The 17,596-nt window shown below is 45.8% G+C and carries 14 protein-coding genes; 7 read left to right on the top strand and 7 right to left on the bottom strand.

Annotated features, from left to right (window positions below; genetic code table 11):
- Nucleotides 1–41: 41 nt before the first annotated feature.
- The 6 genes from C1X04_RS17705 to C1X04_RS17730 all read right to left on the bottom strand — a co-directional run bounded on the left by C1X04_RS17705 (nt 42) and on the right by C1X04_RS17730 (nt 7,945).
- Nucleotides 42–1,661: an alpha-glucosidase gene (locus C1X04_RS17705; RefSeq protein ID WP_110577052.1), complete on the bottom strand. Its 1,620-nt coding sequence runs from the start codon at nt 1,659–1,661 to the stop codon at nt 42–44.
- 66 nt (nt 1,662–1,727) lie between these two features.
- On the bottom strand, nt 1,728–2,822 hold the full coding sequence (locus C1X04_RS17710) for an ABC transporter ATP-binding protein (RefSeq protein ID WP_110577053.1): 1,095 nt from the start codon (nt 2,820–2,822) through the stop codon (nt 1,728–1,730).
- A gap of 71 nt (nt 2,823–2,893) precedes the next feature.
- Complete coding sequence (locus C1X04_RS17715) at nt 2,894–4,036, bottom strand: carbohydrate ABC transporter permease (RefSeq protein ID WP_110577054.1); 1,143 nt, start codon at nt 4,034–4,036, stop codon at nt 2,894–2,896.
- 1 nt (nt 4,037) lies between these two features.
- Nucleotides 4,038–5,048, bottom strand: a complete 1,011-nt coding sequence (locus C1X04_RS17720) for a carbohydrate ABC transporter permease (RefSeq protein ID WP_110577055.1) — start codon at nt 5,046–5,048, stop codon at nt 4,038–4,040.
- 112 nt (nt 5,049–5,160) lie between these two features.
- Nucleotides 5,161–6,513 carry an ABC transporter substrate-binding protein gene (locus tag C1X04_RS17725; protein ID WP_110577056.1) on the bottom strand — a complete coding sequence of 451 codons (1,353 nt, stop codon included), beginning with the start codon at nt 6,511–6,513 and terminating at the stop codon, nt 5,161–5,163.
- A 460-nt stretch (nt 6,514–6,973) separates the two neighbouring features.
- A complete protein-coding gene (locus C1X04_RS17730; RefSeq protein ID WP_137170597.1) occupies nt 6,974–7,945 on the bottom strand; it encodes a carbohydrate kinase in 972 nt (323 codons plus the stop codon).
- Between the two features lie 229 nt (nt 7,946–8,174).
- Here C1X04_RS17730 and C1X04_RS17735 point away from each other — a divergent pair, with 229 nt between their 5' ends.
- The 7 genes from C1X04_RS17735 (at nt 8,175) to ushA (ending at nt 16,913) form a co-directional block, all read left to right on the top strand.
- On the top strand, nt 8,175–8,909 hold the full coding sequence (locus C1X04_RS17735) for a response regulator (protein WP_110577058.1): 735 nt from the start codon (nt 8,175–8,177) through the stop codon (nt 8,907–8,909).
- Nucleotides 8,899–10,365: an ATP-binding protein gene (locus C1X04_RS17740; protein WP_110577059.1), complete on the top strand. Its 1,467-nt coding sequence runs from the start codon at nt 8,899–8,901 to the stop codon at nt 10,363–10,365. The genes C1X04_RS17735 and C1X04_RS17740 overlap by 11 nt, the downstream gene beginning before the upstream one ends.
- A gap of 245 nt (nt 10,366–10,610) precedes the next feature.
- Nucleotides 10,611–11,858, top strand: a complete 1,248-nt coding sequence (locus C1X04_RS17745) for an ABC transporter substrate-binding protein (RefSeq protein WP_110577060.1) — start codon at nt 10,611–10,613, stop codon at nt 11,856–11,858.
- A gap of 180 nt (nt 11,859–12,038) precedes the next feature.
- Entirely contained in the window at nt 12,039–12,968 is a 930-nt protein-coding gene (locus C1X04_RS17750) for a carbohydrate ABC transporter permease (RefSeq protein ID WP_175404971.1), read from the top strand.
- Nucleotides 12,961–13,845: a carbohydrate ABC transporter permease gene (locus C1X04_RS17755; protein ID WP_110577061.1), complete on the top strand. Its 885-nt coding sequence runs from the start codon at nt 12,961–12,963 to the stop codon at nt 13,843–13,845. The genes C1X04_RS17750 and C1X04_RS17755 overlap by 8 nt, the downstream gene beginning before the upstream one ends.
- 99 nt (nt 13,846–13,944) lie before the next feature.
- Complete coding sequence (locus tag C1X04_RS17760; protein WP_110577062.1) at nt 13,945–15,054, top strand: ABC transporter ATP-binding protein; 1,110 nt, start codon at nt 13,945–13,947, stop codon at nt 15,052–15,054.
- Nucleotides 15,055–15,305: 251 nt separating this feature from the next.
- Complete coding sequence (gene ushA, locus C1X04_RS17765; protein WP_110577063.1) at nt 15,306–16,913, top strand: bifunctional UDP-sugar hydrolase/5'-nucleotidase UshA; 1,608 nt, start codon at nt 15,306–15,308, stop codon at nt 16,911–16,913.
- 92 nt (nt 16,914–17,005) lie between these two features.
- On the opposite strand, the gene C1X04_RS17770 is transcribed toward ushA, so the two are convergent.
- Nucleotides 17,006–17,539 carry a hypothetical protein gene (locus C1X04_RS17770; RefSeq protein WP_254682293.1) on the bottom strand — a complete coding sequence of 178 codons (534 nt, stop codon included), beginning with the start codon at nt 17,537–17,539 and terminating at the stop codon, nt 17,006–17,008.
- Between the last annotated feature and the right edge of the window lie 57 nt (nt 17,540–17,596).

Here is a 17,596-nt window from a genome sequence, read left to right on the forward strand (position 1 = left end):
CTTGTTTGTTACTACAACCTAATGTCGTATAACAGAGAAGTTTAAGAAAGCTTAGCGAAAAACGCCTGATACGCTGGCAACGTCAAGGTTTGACCGTTCAATGATGATGTAAAGCCATGCCCTTGCAGTTCAGCCGCAATATCATTCCCCACAGTCGCTTGTTGAGATTCCCCAGTCATATTCAACACTACCAGCAAACGCTCACCTTGATACTCACGAACCAAAGCAATCAACTGCGCATTATCCACATCTCGCTGCGATAACTCACCATTCACCAAAACCGGTTGCTGTTGACGCCAATGAATCAGCTTACGCACCTTATGTAATAGCGCATCTGGATTCGCTTCCTGCTCAGCCACGCTCAAAGGTAACTGCTCTTTAGACACTGGCAACCAAGGCTCTACTGTAGAGAAACCACCTAATGGCGACTTATCCCACACCATGGGTGTACGACAGCCGTCACGGCCTTTGAACACTGGCCACAATGGAATGCCATAAGGGTCTTGAATGCGTTCAAACGGCACATCCGCTTCAGGTAAGCCTAATTCTTCACCTTGATACAAACACACACTACCACGCAGAGATAAAATAAGCGCTAAGGTAATCAGAGGATAGGCTTCACCATCTTCATTCGCCCCCCAGCGTGTGCGAGAACGCACAACATCGTGGTTCGACAGCGCCCAACATGGCCAGCCATCGCCCACTATCTCTTGCATGTTTTTCAACACATCACGAATATAATCTGGTGCATGTGGCTTATTCAAAAAATCAAACGTGTACGCCATATGCAGCTTGTCGCCGCCAGAAGTATATTCTGCCATGCGTTTTAGCGGGAAATCGTCACCAATTTCGCCCACAGTCGTCGTACCCGGATATTCGTCCATCATGGCGCGCATGTCTTTTAGAAAATCGAGGTTTTCTGGACGGCTCAGATCGTACACATGTCGTTGGTAGGTATAAGGGTTATCGTGTGGCGCCCCCATAGTTTTGGGCTCACCAGGTAACACCGGAGGATTGTCTTCCAAACCTTCACTATGAAAATAGAAGTTTACCGTATCCAAACGGAAACCATCCACACCCATATCTAACCAAAAACGCATATTCTCCAAATGCGCTTTACGTACATCTGGGTTATGGAAATTAAAATCAGGCTGAGACTCCAAGAAATTATGCAGATAATACTGCAAACGACGGCTGTCCCACTTCCATGCACTGCCACCAAAAATAGATAGCCAGTTGTTTGGTGGCGAGCCATCTGGTTTAGGGTCAGACCAAACATACCAATCGGCTTTAGGGTTCGTTTTATCTTGTCGACTTTCTTCAAACCAAGGGTGAGAATCCGCAGAATGACTGATTACCTGATCAATCATCACCTTAAGACCTAACTCATGAGCACGATCAATTAAGGCTTTAAAATCCGCTAACGTGCCGAACATAGGATCGATATCGCAATAATCTGACACATCATAACCAAAATCTTTCATTGGTGATGTGAAGATAGGCGACAACCAAATCGCATCCACACCCAATGACGCTACGTAATCAAGCTTGCTTGTAATGCCCGCTAAATCACCAATACCATCGCCATTCGCATCCATAAAACTACGTGGGTAAATCTGGTAAATCACTCCACCTTTCCACCAATTTAAAGTGGTCGTCATAACGGCTCTCCAAAAACAAGAAAAACAGGGAACAACACCATGTTCCGATCAAAAGAATTCAAACGATTAACGACGATAAGACACTTCTTTATCATCAAACAAATGCATTTTTTCTGGTAAGGCAGACAAATGAACCGTGTCTCCACGCTGAGTTTTCAACGTACCTGCTTGCTTCGCAATGATCATGTCTTCACAGCCTGGCACCGTGAGATACAGTAACGTTGCTTCACCTAAAGATTCTACGAACGTCACCTTACCTGATAAAAAGCCTTCCGCCTCAGTCGCTACAACCAGCAAATCTTCAGGACGTACACCAAAGAATGCCGCTTTCGCTTGCTCGCTGGCCTCAGTCACAATAGGGGTTTCAACCGTGATACTAGAAGATAAAGACACATGGGTTTGCTCGCCGGTTTTTTCGATACGACAAGGCACAACATTCATCGCTGGCGAACCAATAAACTTAGCCACAAAAACGTTAGCAGGATGCTCATAAAGTTCTAATGGCGACCCCACTTGTTCGATATTACCTGCCGACAACAACACGATACGATCGGCCAAAGTCATCGCCTCTACCTGATCGTGGGTCACATAAATCATGGTTGAATCTGGCATCGTGTCTTTTAAGTTGGCGATCTCCATACGAGTCGCCACACGCAATGCCGCATCCAAGTTCGACAAAGGCTCATCAAACAAAAACACCTTAGGTCGACGAACAATTGCTCGTCCAATCGCCACGCGCTGACGCTGGCCACCGGAAAGGGCTTTCGGTAATCGATCCAAGTAAGGCGTAAGCTGCAACATCTCAGCCGCTTTACGCACCTGCTGATCGATACTTTCTTTGCTGACCTTAGCAATCTGTAGGCTGAATGCCATGTTGTCGTACACAGACATATGCGGGTACAAAGCATAGCTCTGGAATACCATCGCAATACCACGCAGTGCAGGCGGTATATCATTCACCACCTGACCATCTATTTCTAACGTACCAGCCGAGATTTCTTCCAGACCAGAAATCATACGCAACAAAGTAGACTTACCGCAGCCCGAAGGCCCAACAAAGACAATGAACTCGCCTTTTTTAATGTCTAAATTAATGTCTTTTAACACTTCCACTTTATTGGAATAAATCTTTTTAACATGGGTTAACTTTACATCTGCCATGATTCAATCGCCTCAATCTAAATACGTACCTTGAGTGAGGAGCCAAGCTCAACTCACTCGCGCAACGGGTGTTATTTCACAGAACCTGCCAACAAACCGCGCACTAAATAGCGCTGCAAGCTGAAGAAGACACACAAAGGAACAATAATGGTGATAAACGCCGACGCGGTCAGAATTTCCCAATTACCACCACGAGAACCTAGCAGCTCTCGCAACTGGCCAGTTAGCACCAAATGCTCTTCATTATTCCCCAAGAAAACCATGGCGATTAACAAGTCGTTCCATACCCAAAGAAATTGGAAAATCGCAAACGAGGCCAACGCAGGGAAAGACAATGGCAAAATGATTTTGCGGAAAATATCAAAATCCGATGCACCATCCACACGGGCCGACTCGATAATTTCCCCCGGCAATCCGGCAATGTAGTTACGTAATAAATAAATCGCCAAAGGCAAACCAAACCCCGTATGCGCCAGCCAAATCCCCACATAGGTTTTTGAGCCAACACCAAAGAACTCACCTATCAAGTTGTAGCTTTTAAGCAAAGGAATCAACGACATTTGCAGAGGCACTACCAACAATCCCACTACCGCAGCGACCAACAATGCTCGGCCTGGAAAACGCATCCACGCCAAGGCATACGCAGCAAACGCAGCCACCAAAATAGGAATAATTGTCGCAGGAATCGTCACCGTTAAGGAGTTTAGGAACGATTGTCCCAACCCTTCCGCACTTAAAACCTCGCGATAGTTGTCCAAAGTAAAACGCGGAGGCACTTCTGCCGTGTAGAAAATCCGTTGTCCTCGCGACCCCTTCCATTCGGTTGGAGAAGAAAGAGCATAGTCACCGTTCGGCATCACTTGTAAGGTCTGCCCTTTCCTCATTTCAGCTAAGTCTCCCGCTGAAAATGCTTCAGGCTCTAACGAGCTAAAACCAAACTTGGTCACTTTTGCCGATGAATTCGTCAACAAATTACCGCGAATAACAAACAGATCACCCTCTTGGGCTTGGGCACTCGGTCCATTGGCGCGGTCAACAATACGTTGTTCCGAAGTCGATAGTGCCGTCCACCAGCCAGACACAGACAGCTGGTCTTTGTCACGAATGGAAGAAATAAACAACCCAGCGGTTGGGATCGTCCAAATCACTACCAAGAACAAAACAGTGGCGTGTACCAAATAAGTCAATGGGGAACGTTTTGATGATGCAATCATATTAACGACCCTCCATTTCTGCGTTCGCACGCTTTATATTCCAAATCATAATCGGGATAACCAACACCATAATCACAATGGCAACCACAGCGCCGCGACCAAAATCGCCGCCGCCACGGAACATCCAATCAAACATCTGATTCGCTAAGACTTGCGTATCCCATTGGCCATTTGTCATCGCCAGTACAATATCAAATACCTTGAGAACCAAAATGGTGATCGTCGTCCAAACAACCGCAATGGTTCCCCAAATTTGCGGCACCATAATTTTAAAGAAAATCTGCACACCATTAGCGCCATCTAACACTGCCGCTTCAATGGTTTCATCAGGGATTCCGCGTAACGCCGCGGACAAAATAACCATCGCAAAACCGGTTTGAATCCAGATTAGGATGATCATCAAAAAGAAGTTATTCCAGAAAGGGATAGTGATCCAGTTTTGTGGCTCACCACCAAAGAACACCACAATAGCATTGAGCAAACCAATTTGAGCATCATCGCCACTACGGAAGTCGTAGATAAACTTCCAAATGACCGATGCACCGATAAACGAAATCGCCATCGGCATAAAAATCAGACTTTTCGCAATATTTCCCCACCAGATACGGTCTGTCATGGTGGCAATAATCAAACCAAAAAAGGTCGCGGCAGTTGGTACAACAATCAGCCACAACATGTTGTTGCGGAAGGATTCAAAAAACTCATCACTGTTAAACAACCACACATAGTTTGAAATACCTACAAACTCATCGCCACTACGGTCAAAGAAGGACAAGCGAATGGAATCGATAACGGGGTAAAACAGATAAAACGTCAGCAACAATACCGCTGGGCCTAAAAACAGCCAAGGGCGAATGGTATTGGAAATACGCAGATTTCGAGCGACTTTTTGAGCCGGTCCACTTTTTGTCGGAAAGACTTTATCCAATAGGACATTAGAACCGTAAAAATACACAGCACATCCCAGTACACCCAAAAGCATGGTCACTAACGCGGAAGCGAGCTGAGCCATATAAACTCCAAAAATTCTTAGAACAAACAGATCACCCAAGGGCCATCTGGTAATGTGAACAACAAATAATAAAGCCTCTAAACGATCACTCGTTTAGAGGCTTTTAGTTAGCTTATTTCAACGCATCCCATGTTTTCTGAATATCATGAGCAACTTCTTTTGCGTCTTTACCGCCAGTGTAATCCACCATTCCAGTCCAGAAAGAGCCTGCACCGATTTTACCCGGCATCAAGTCAGACGCATCAAAGCGGAACGTGGTTGCATAACGCAGGATCTCACCTTGCTTCTTCGCTGTTTCACTCGCATAAGTTTCAGGATTGGCTTTCAAATGAGCCGAAATGAAACCTGTTTGCGCCATCCACAACTCATGAGCGATTGGAGAACGAATAAAGTCGATAAAAGCACGAGCGCCTTTTGAATCATTCGTAATACTTACCAAAGTACCCGCACCCAATACAGGGTTACCTAGATCTTTAGACTCATACGAAGGGAAGTAGAAGAAATCAGCGTCTAGACCAAGCTGTGTTCCTTCAGGAAAGAACGCAGGAACGAAAGACGCTTGACGATGCAAGTAACACTTAGGAGGCGATTGGAATAACCCTTTAGGGCTATCACGGAAGTCCGTAGAAGACACCGCACCAGCACCACCATCGACGAAGTCGTCATTACGAGCAAACCAGCCAAATTCCTCAATCGCGCCAACCACACGAGGGTCATCAAACTTAATTTCGTTGGTTACCCATTTGTCGTAAACCGATGCAGGCTGGGTGCGCAACATAAGGTCTTCTACCCAATCCGTTGCAGGCCAACCCGTTGCGGCACCAGAACCCAGTCCGATACACCAAGGCGTGCCGCCATCAGCAACAATCTGTTCGGTCAGTGATTTTAGGTCTTCCATGGTTTCAGGCACATCGTAGCCTGCATCTTGGAAGTTATCTGGCGAGTACCAAACCAAAGATTTCAAATCCGCACGGTAAAAGACACCAAAGAGCTCTTTGTCACCATTTTGGTCTTTAAAGGTTGCCAAATCTGCCCAAGATTGCCCGGCAGCATAGTCGTTCACTACGGCCTTTTTCACGGTATCGCTTAGTGGCGCTATAAAGCCTTTCGCCGCTAAATCGGCCGCTAGACCAGGCTGAGGGAAAACAGAAATATTAGGGGCACTGCCCGCTTGGGCATCAATAACAATTTGTTGCTCAAAGGAATCTGAACCTGCGTAATTGACTTTAGCGCCAGTGGCTTTTTCAAAATACGCAACAACACGTTCAAAGTTACCTTTCTCGTCACCCATCCAAGGGCCGAATACGGAGATAGTTTCACCTGACAAATCAGTAGACTTCAAAGCTTCATAGCTGCTCCAGCTAAAACGAGAGTCTTCACCAGGTGTGAACATAAGATCAGCTGCATTCACAGCATTTGCGGAAAGCGTCAGGGCTACCGCCGCGGACAATAGAGACTTTTTCATCATCGCTCCTTACGGCACACTTGGGATCCTCCCAAAGTACGCCTTTGTTTTTATTATCGTAGGTCGAAACACACTAAACATGTCTTCTATAAGGATTAAGAAGGAATTTGATTATTAACAAACAAAACCCGCGCTTCAAGCACTTAGCGTCCTTAATATTAACTTAATTATTTGTTAAATTTAGTTGGTTATTACGAAAACGCGAATATTATCTATTCTCAATAGTCTGTATAAAAAACCAACAATATAGGGTTTTCTCTCTGAATTCAGCAAGTTAATGCTCACTTATCGAGCATTTTCTACCACTTTTATTCTCAATTTTTGCTAAATTGATGGTGATTTTCTGGTCATAAAAAAAGCGCAGCCAAGCTGCGCTTTATAGGTGACAATACCGCTTTTTTGTCTTCTTAACCGTTTAACTAAAAAATGGCCTTTTCAACCTAAATCAGTGTCCGTTGGACTAGAACTTCGCTAATTGAGCCTCTGCTTCGGCAACAGTAGGCAAAGAAGGATACGCACCCAATTTAGTCACCGAGTCCGCACCACACGCCGCCGCAAAACGAACAATATCGATAAGCTGCCGTTGTGATAACCCAGCCAATGCTGCGCGATCGCCACCTTGCTCTGCTAGCTTGTAAAGCAAGCCTCCAACAAAGGCATCGCCCGCCGCCGTGGTGTCTTTTACCTCGACTTTCGGTGTAACCACTTCACTGACACCATGAGCCTGCGTATAAAAGCGGATTGGATTACCGCCGTCCGTTAAGACAAATAAGGTCACGCCCGCAGCCAGTGATTGCTCGATCAGAGCAAATGGATCTTCCGCCAACACAACCAATTCTTCCAAGCTGGCTTTTACCACGTCGCCACTTTGCATCCAATCAATCACACGCTTGGTATCCACTTGACCATTGGGCCAAAGATTAACGCGTAAATTAACATCGATACTGACAATCCAATTGGCTGCACGCGCCATGCTCACACCAGCCAAGGTAGCCTTAGTAATATCTGCATCCGTTAAGGTATTGGAGCAAGTATGGAAAACCCCTTTGCTGCCTGCAAACCAAGCGTCATCGAAATCGTCTTCTCGAAACAAAATGTCTGCTGAAGGACTGCGATAGAATTCGAAGCTACGCTCGCCCGTCTGGTCTAGACTCACAAAAGCCAACGCGGTTTTGGCTTCTTTGGTCATCAGCATATTGCTGGTATTCACGCCATAATCATCAAGAGATGCTTTCAAGAAATGGCCAAACGCATCATCACCCACTTGACCAACAAAATGACTGTTACCGCCTAGGCGAGCCACAGCAACGGCAACGTTCGCTGGCGCACCACCTGGAAACTTCGTAAAAGATTCAAGCTCTCCGGCTTTGGTTGCTCCGTTTGAAAGAAAGTCGATTAAGGCTTCACCGAATGCCATCACTTTTGTTGTCATTATTGCGTTCTCTTTTAAATGCGTAAGTAGAAATAAGGATAGATGAAAAATTATGCAGGTGGAAAAGCCTTAAATCAATTTAATTTATTTAATTGACTTGGTGTCACCGCTTCGTTTGAACAATTGGTTCACTCTCACTTTCTTGCTAGACTCAAATATTACAAGGCGGTTTTTATCTTAAATAGAACCTCCACCTAGGTTTCTATCAACACTTCCACCGAGCAAAAGAATGACCAATGCAAAATGTATCTATGTTGTAGACGATGACGACGAGATTCGCACCCTGCTCAAAACGTATTTAGAAAAGCACCAATTTAACGTACTTACCGCTGATTCTGGCGAAGCGTTCTTGGCAAATTTTCGAGCAGAGCAAGGCGTAGATCTGGTGATCTTAGACATCATGCTTCCGGGGCAAGATGGCTTTGCTGTGTGTCGTTCTTTGCGTGCTCTTTCGCAAGTTCCTGTGATTATGCTAACAGCCAACTCGGATGAAATGGATCGTATTATTGGTCTAGAAATTGGCGCGGATGATTACTTGGCAAAGCCATTTAACCCTCGTGAGTTGCTAGCGCGAATGAAAGCGATTTTGCGTCGTATGGAACACACCGAAGTAGTTGAAGTGACAACCGTTAGCCACCGCTTTTATCGGTTTGCCCAGTTCACCTTGGATACTGTGTCACGTGAACTGCATTTTGAAGACAAAAAAGAATCGCTGTCTGGGGCAGATTATAATTTGCTCATGTTGTTTTTGACTCACCCCGGTGCAGTACTCACGCGCGAACTTATCGCAGAAAATACCCGCGGGCGTGACAGCGCGCCCCTAGATCGCTTTATTGATGTCCATGTCAGCCGCTTACGCCAACGCTTGCATGAAGATGCTCGTCAGCCCCAACTGATCAAAACGGTCCGTGGCCAAGGCTACATCTTAACCGCCAATGTCGAAGTCATCAGTGATGTCCAATAGCACAGCTCAAAGCAGCCGCTCTCGCATTAAGCGCTGGTCACAATCACTGACAGGACAAATCTTGATTATTATGGCGCTTGGGGTAGCCAGCGCACAGTTTATTAGCTCGACCATTTGGCTGCGTCAGCTTGAATCCGACACCGAACAAAACGTCCGTGAAGTCTCTAAACACATGGCATTTCGTATCGCCGCCACTGTTAGCTACTTCACCTCTTTGCCCACCAATTATCGACATATCGTCATCGATCAATTGCAAGACATGGGTGGAACACGCTTCTTTGTAACGCTCAACAAAGAAGAAATTCTCATCAACAATATTCCTGACTCGCCGCTCAAAAACATTGTCAAAAACGAGGTGCAATCCACACTGATCAAACAACTGGGCATTCACAACGCCAAGATTGCATTTTCCAGCCCAAGCGATTTGCACGTGATCAACAACCATACTCGTCTTGTAGATTTGCCAGAACGCTGGGGACACCATAGTTTATTAGTGAAGCCTCTTACGCCGCCGATTATTGTTATCCAAATCCCCATCAACGACAAAGACTGGCTGTATTTGGCGAGCCTCATGCCAGACCCATATTTTCTGGATGGCAACTCTGCACTCACTGGCGATCGCTTGTTTTCTATGGCCATGTCGGTCATTACGGTACTCTTGCTAAGCATTATTATTCTGCGTCGCGTCACTCGTCCGCTGGCGACGTTGGCACGAGCAGCAGAACGCTTTGGGCAAGGCGATTGGAAACCGATACAAGAAGTAGGCAGTGTCGAAGTGCGTAATACCGCCAAAGCCTTCAATGATATGCAGCGCCGTATACAACGTTATCTAAATGATCGGGAAAGACTGTTTGCATCCATTTCCCATGATTTGAAAACCCCCATCACTCGCCTACGGTTACGGGCAGAAATGCTCGACGAAGACGATACGCGCGACGCGATGATTCGCGACTTAGAAGACCTAGACATGCTGGTGAAAGGCGCACTACAAAGTGTGAAAGAAACCGATATTCATGAAAATCGAATCGAGGTAAACATCTCCCGCATGTTACGAGACATGCAAGCCACAGCCAATTTACACGATGTAAAGCTCACGGTTGTAGGGGATTTAAATCACCCATTTATTGGCAAACCACTGGCGATCAAGCGTTGCCTAGGCAATCTGGTTGATAACGCACTGTATTACGGAAAAACCGCCATCGTGTACATTGAAGATGATGAAGACGAAGTCTGTATTCGCATTTGTGACCAAGGGCCAGGCATTCCAATAGATAAAATGGACAAAGTCTTTCAACCCTATACGCGCCTTACTCCAGATCACTCTGGTCACCCAGGAGGCATGGGACTGGGATTAAGCATTGCACGAAATATTGCCCGCGCCCATGGTGGCGAAGTGACATTGAGCAATAATATTAAGCAAGGACTGGAAGCCAAGCTTTGGTTGCCAAGGCACTGATTTCATGGGCTTATGTGCAAAAAAACCGCAAAAAAGTCGTCAATAAAAAGCAAACTTGCAAGACTTTGTTACAATAGGTTGCTCTACTTTACCCCCCCTTGTCAGTTCCTTTGCTAAATTCTGTAACTCGAACACTCGCTTAAGCTGATCTTCAGAAAGCGAAGTCGACACAAAAAAATAACGCGATATCAAAGTCTGTAAAATGTCTTTGGTTGGATGATATAACAATAACAAAGGTTCCTATCATGAAAAAAATTGCTTTCGGTTTAACCACAGTTGCACTTTCTCTAGCCGCAGCGACTGCTCAGGCTGGTGAAGTAGAAGTTTTGCATTGGTGGACATCAGGTGGCGAAGCCGCTGCGATCAATGTACTTAAAGAAGAAATGGTAGACGCTGGCCACACTTGGAAAGACTTCGCAGTCGCAGGTGGCGGTGGTGAATCCGCCATGACCGTTCTAAAATCTCGTGCCATTTCTGGCAACCCACCTTCCGCTGCTCAAATTAAAGGCCCAACCATTCAAGAATGGGGTGATCTTGGTTTCCTAACAAACCTTGACGATGTGGCAAAAGCAGGCGAATGGGACGTTATCCTTCCTCAAGTCGTTAGCGATACGATGAAATACGACGGTCATTATGTTGCGGCTCCTGTAAACGTTCACCGCGTAAACTGGATGTGGGCAAACCCTGAAGTATTCCGTAAATCTGGCGCATCTATCCCAACAACATGGGAACAGTTCATCGTAGAAGCGAAGAAAATCAAAGCAGCGGGATTCACTCCACTTGCTCATGGTGGTCAGAACTGGCAAGACGCGACTTTGTTTGAAGCCATTGCTTTGGCAAAAGGCGCTAAATTCTACAACAGCGCATTCATCGGTTTGTCTGACAAAACGCTACGTAGCCAAGACATGATCGACGTATTTGACACCTTCAAGCAAATGCGTGAGTTCGTTGATCCAGGTTTCTCTGGTCGTGACTGGAACGTTGCTACTTCTATGGTTATCAATGGTGATGCAGCAATGCAAATCATGGGTGACTGGGCGAAAGGTGAGTTCACTGCAGCGGGCAAAAAAGCCGGTATCGATTACGTTTGTTACCCAGCGCCAGGCACAAGCGGTGCTTTCACTTTCAACATCGACTCTCTAGCGATGTTTAAAGTAGACGGTAAAGACAAACAAGCTGCGCAAAAAGACCTTGCTCGTTTGATTCTTGAGCCTAAATTCCAAGAAACGTTCAACTTGAACAAAGGTTCTATCCCTGTTCGTTTGAATATGCCACGTGAGAAATTTGATACGTGTGCACACGCTTCTATGGATGCTTTCCTAGCAAGCTCTACGACTGGCAACCTAGTACCAAGTATGGCTCACGGCATGGCTGTGAACTCTATGGTTCAAGGCGCTATCTTTGACGTTGTAACGAACTTCTTCAATGATGAGTCTATGACATCTAAAGAAGCAGTAGACAAGCTAGCACGTGCAGTTAAAGCAAGTATGTAAGATCTAATCTGCAGATCTTTGACTTGCAGTAAACATACGAGGCTGACCCTCAGGTCAGCCTCTTCTTAAGATTTCTCAGAGAATGCCAAAACATCACAAGCAAAGATAACTCAGGGGTTTACATCCCAACGTCGAGCCTTGTCGTTTTATCGCACTCTCTTCTATAGTGAAGCATCAAATATGAACACTAAAGCCGCCAATACTGGGTCAGGGCCGACTCAGTCAGGACGTCCTGCGCGCCTCAGTCTGGCAGATTGGATGCCGAAAATTGTCATGGCCCCAACGGTAATCGTTACCTTGGTGTGCATTTACGGCTACATGATTTGGACAGCCGTTCTCTCTTTCACTGGTTCTCGTATGTTGCCGTCGTACAACTTTGTCGGCTTTGATCAATACGAGCGCCTATTTAACAACGACCGCTGGATGGTAGCCCTATCCAACCTTGGGATCTTCGGTGGTTTGTTTATTGCTATCTGTTTGTTCCTTGGCGTAACACTGGCCATTTTTTTGGATCAAAAGATTCGTGCTGAAGGCGCGATCCGTACAATTTATCTATACCCAATGGCGATTTCTTTCATCGTAACCGGTACCGCTTGGAAATGGTTGCTTAACCCAACCAACGGCCTAGAAAAAATGATGGTCGACTTCGGCTTTGAAAACTTCAAATTCGATTGGTTAATCAACCCTGACATGGTGGTCTACTGTTTGGTTATCGCCGCCGTTTGGCAAGCCTCTGGCTTCGTCATGGCCTTGTTCCTAGCGGGACTTCGTGGCGTTGATGGCGACCTTATCAAAGCAGCACATCTTGATGGTGCAAGCACATTTACGACGTATCGCCGTATCATCTTGCCATCATTAAAACCTGTATTCTTCAGTGCCTTGGTCGTTCTGTCGCACATTGCGATTAAGAGTTTCGACTTGGTTGCAGCGTTAACCAATGGCGGACCAGGTTACGCCTCCGACCTACCGGCTAACTTCATGTACACCTACACCTTTACCCGTAGCCAAATCGGCTTAGGTTCAGCGTCTGCGATGGTGATGCTAGGTTGTGTCTTGGCGATTTTGGTTCCTTATTTGTATTCTGAGTTGCGAGGTAAACGCCATGAGTAATAAAGCCGTTGGCCGTAAAACATCTGGCCTAGACAAAGCACTACGCGTTGCCCTGTACACGGTATTACTTGTCGTCGCTGCGTTCTATCTGATGCCGTTTATCGTCATGTTACTGACCTCTCTAAAAGACGTTGAAGAAATTCGTACAGGCACACTCTTGTCTTTGCCTGCTACCTTGAATTTCGAGTCTTGGTCAAAAGCCTGGTCAAGTGCTTGTACTGGCGGTAGCTGTGGTGGTATTTCGCCTTACTTTATGAACTCGTTTCAAATCGTTTTACCAGCGGTCGCTATTTCAACTTTGGTGGGTGCGCTAAACGGTTACGTTATTTCCTTATGGAAGTTCCGTGGTAGTGATTTCTTCTTTGCTGCTATGTTGGTTGGTTGTTTCATTCCGTTCCAAGTGATCTTGTTGCCAATGGCACAAACACTGGGTTGGTTAGGCATTGCTAATACCACATCGGGATTGGTGTTCGTACACGTGGTGTACGGTATCGCCTTTACAACCTTGTTCTTCCGTAACTTTTATCAGTCTATCCCGGGTGAATTGGTAAAAGCGGCTCGTCTTGATGGCGCAGGCTTCTTTACTATTTTCTACCGCATTATTTTGCCGGTTTCTACGCCGATCATCGTCGTAACCGTCATTTGGCAGTTTACGCAAATTTGGAATGACTTCTTATTTGGCGTGGCCTTTTCTGGTTTTGATACTCAGCCAGTAACGGTGGCCTTGAACAACTTGGTAAACACCAGCTTCGGCGGTAAGGAATACAACGTCGACATGGCAGCAGCCATTATCGCCGCCCTACCAACACTGGCCGTTTACGTGTTTGCAGGAAAATACTTCGTCCGTGGCTTAACAGCTGGTGCTGTAAAAGGCTAACAGTGGTTTAGCAACCTAGCGAACAACGATAAAGACAAAATGCACTCGCGCCTTCTACCTAACACAGCGCGAGTGAACTAAAAAATTCGGAGTAATAACATGGCAAACCTAGTCATTGATAATGTTAAAAAGCGCTACGGCGAGACTGAGATTTTAAAAGGCATCAACATTTCCATCAAAACAGGTGAATTCCTCATTTTGGTTGGACCATCTGGTTGTGGTAAATCCACCCTGATGAACTCTATTGCCGGTCTTGAAGACGTTAGCGAAGGTCGCATCCTAATCGCAGATAAAGACGTAACTTACACCAGCCCAAAAGATCGTGATATCGCGATGGTGTTCCAGTCTTACGCCTTGTACCCAAACATGACAGTAGAGCAAAACATCTCTTTCGGTTTGGAAATGCGTAAAGTGCCAAAAGAAGAACGCGATGTGGAAGTTCAACGCGTTGCTGAATTGTTGCAAATCAGCCACCTGCTTGACCGTAAACCCGCACAATTGTCTGGTGGTCAGCGTCAGCGTGTTGCTATGGGTCGTGCCTTAGCGCGCCGTCCACAGCTTTACTTGTTTGATGAGCCATTGTCTAACCTTGATGCAAAACTGCGCGTAGAAATGCGTACAGAGATCAAGAAGCTGCATAAAAAGCTGGGTACAACCATCGTTTATGTAACACACGATCAGATCGAAGCCATGACATTGGCCGATCGCATCGCAGTAATGAAAGACGGACAAGTGCAACAGCTTGGTACGCCACAAGAAATCTACGACAACCCAGCAAACTTATTTGTTGCAGGCTTCATGGGTTCTCCAGCGATGAACTTCATTCCAGCGAATGTCGTTGAACAAAATGGCACGCCAATGTTGGAACTGGCTACTAGCACAACGGTTGCACTGCCATTCCCGAAACCAGAGTCTCTAAAAGATTACGTTGGCAAAACAGTATTGCTTGGCTTGCGCCCAGAAATGATCACAGAGCCGCAACCACACAAAGAAGGCCAACCATTTGTCACAACCACAGACATAGAAGTGGAAGTAACAGAACCTATGGGTGCCGATACAATGATTTTGACTCGTGTTAACGATGCAGAAATCAACTGTCGTTCTAACCCTATGTACCCAGCTGCTGCGGGCTCAATCATCAAAATGATGTTTGATACTTCCAAAGCCGTTGTTTTTGATCAAGAGTCTGGCAAACGTCTTGATGTTTGATAGTTACCATTTATAACGTTTTAGCTTTTATAAGCGAGCCTGTGAAAGAGTGAAACTCTATCGCAGGCTTTTTTTTACCTGAAAAGCGTAAGATATTGCACAAATGGTCAAAATTACTGCACAGTCTCTCGAACTTGTCATAAATATGCGATACATTTTCACAACTGCAATTAAATAAGTCGCCCTAAAGCGACCATTTGATTACTCAGAATCCAAGAACGGTCGACTAATATCATGTAAGGAACGAATCCATGAAATTTACCAAGCGTTTGATCACGAATCTTGCCATTACAGGCGTTGCTCTTTCTGTAACGGCTTGTTCAATGATGGGACCTCAAAAGCCAGACTGGCAAGCAGACAAAGAATATCGAGTCACCATTTTGCACACCAATGACCATCACGGTCGTTTCTGGCAAAACGACAAGGGCGAATACGGCATGGCCGCTCGCAAAACCTTAATCGACAATATTCGTGAAGAAGTAGCGCTAGACGATGGTAATTCATTATTACTGTCTGGTGGTGACATCAATACCGGTGTTCCAGAGTCTGATCTACAAGACGCAGAGCCAGATTTCCGTGGCATGAACATGCTGAAATACGATGCAATGGCGCTGGGTAACCACGAATTCGACAACCCGCTTTCTGTATTGAGACAACAACAAGAATGGGCAGGCTTCCCTTTCCTTTCTGCCAACATTCTTGATGAAAAAACAGGCAAACCATTATTTGATGCCTACAAAATTTTCCAAGTAGATGACCTTAAAATCGCGGTTGTGGGTTTCACTACCGACGACACGGTTAAGCTAGGTAACCCTGAATTTTTAGAGGGTATCAAGATTGAATCGCCAATCACGGTAGCCAAAAAACTGATTCCTGAGTTACGCAAAAAAGCGGACCTAGTGATTGCAGTCACTCACATGGGACACTACCAAGACGGCAATTATGGTGGCAATGCACCAGGCGATGTCACCTTGGCTCGAACCGTTCCTGGCATAGATGTCATCGTTGGTGGTCACTCTCAAAACCCATTGACTGAACCAGACGAGCAAAACGGCACGCTGATCCTTCAAGCGCACGAATGGGGTAAATACGTTGGCCGCCTAGACTTTGTCTACAAAAACGGAGCGATTGTTTGGTCTGAATACGAACTTATTCCGGTCAACTTGAAGAAAAAGATCACCAATGCCGATGGCAAATCTGAGCGCGTTTTCATCCAAGAAGAAATCGCCCAAGATCCAACCATGCTTGAAATGCTAACGCCTTTCCAAGAAAAGGGTCAGAAAGAGCTAAACATCGAAATTGGCTTCTCGAATGATGATTTTGTTGGCGAGCGCAGCATTGTCCGCAGCCAAGAAACCAACTTAGGTAACCTGATTGCCTTCGCAATGAAGCAAAAAGTGAACGCCGATATTGGCGTAATGAACTCTGGCGGCATTCGTGACAATCTAGAAAAAGGCATCGTAACCTATAAGAGCGTGTTGAAAGTTCAGCCTTTCGGCAACATGGTGTCTTATGTTGATTTCACCGCGGACGAGCTAACCGATTACCTTTCAGCTTTGGCTGCTAAACAAGCGGGTACAGGCGCATTCGCTCAGTTCAGTGGCGTGTCTTTAACATTAAAAGACGGCAAAGCAACCAACATCATGGTGAACGGTAAAGCCTTAGACGCAGACAAAACCTACCGTGTTGCGATGAATAACTACTCGGCTTCAGGCGGTGATGGTTACCCTAAAATCGTCAATCATCCAAACTACGTAAACTCTGGTTATGTAGATGCCGATGTGTTGGTGGAATACATCCGTAATAACTACCCACTTGATGGCGCGAAATTTGCGCCAACTGGTGCTGTGAAGCGTTAATCAAAAGACAAAACGTAACCACAATAAAGCCCCAATAGATTCGTCTATTGGGGCTTTTTATGAGTAGTCTTAAAAACAGGTTAGCGACAGGGTCACTCTTTTTTATAGGACAAGGACCAAGTCAGGGGTGTCGGTAGTTTTTCGGATTCCAACTTAACAGTAAACAGCAATTCATTCTCGCCTACCTGCTTCCAGGTATTGGTGCGTTTGCCACGCTCTGACTCTAATACCAACACCACAGAGTCAGCTGTTTGCTGATAAGTACCGGATATATCAATGCCTTCTTCATCTTGCTTAAACACATCGCCCTTTGCCGCAATCGGCATGGAATCCATGTCGGCACTGTCACATTGCCATTGAAACTGCTTCGCTTGCCAACCTAATGTCCACTGCTGGCAAATCTGTGTTTGTTTTTTCAATACCGGTCGCGCCAACGCACGAATAAAGAAATTCATCTCCTGCGCCACGTTTTCAACCGCTTCATCCAACGTAGCTTGTGTGCTCCCTGCGTTTTGCAGAACCCATTTACCCGCTAAGTCATCACTTGACGCTTGCGCTGCTGCGCTAAACCCCATGACCACAACAATTCCAGCACAAACACCAACACCACCAATCAGCTTGTTCACCTTGCTTCTCCTTATTTTTATTGTGAACTGATAATGGCAAAGAACTCAGCGCTTGTA

The organism is Marinomonas sp. FW-1 (assembly GCF_005222245.1).
In the GTDB taxonomy this organism is placed as follows: Bacteria; Pseudomonadota; Gammaproteobacteria; order Pseudomonadales; family Marinomonadaceae; genus Marinomonas; species Marinomonas alcarazii.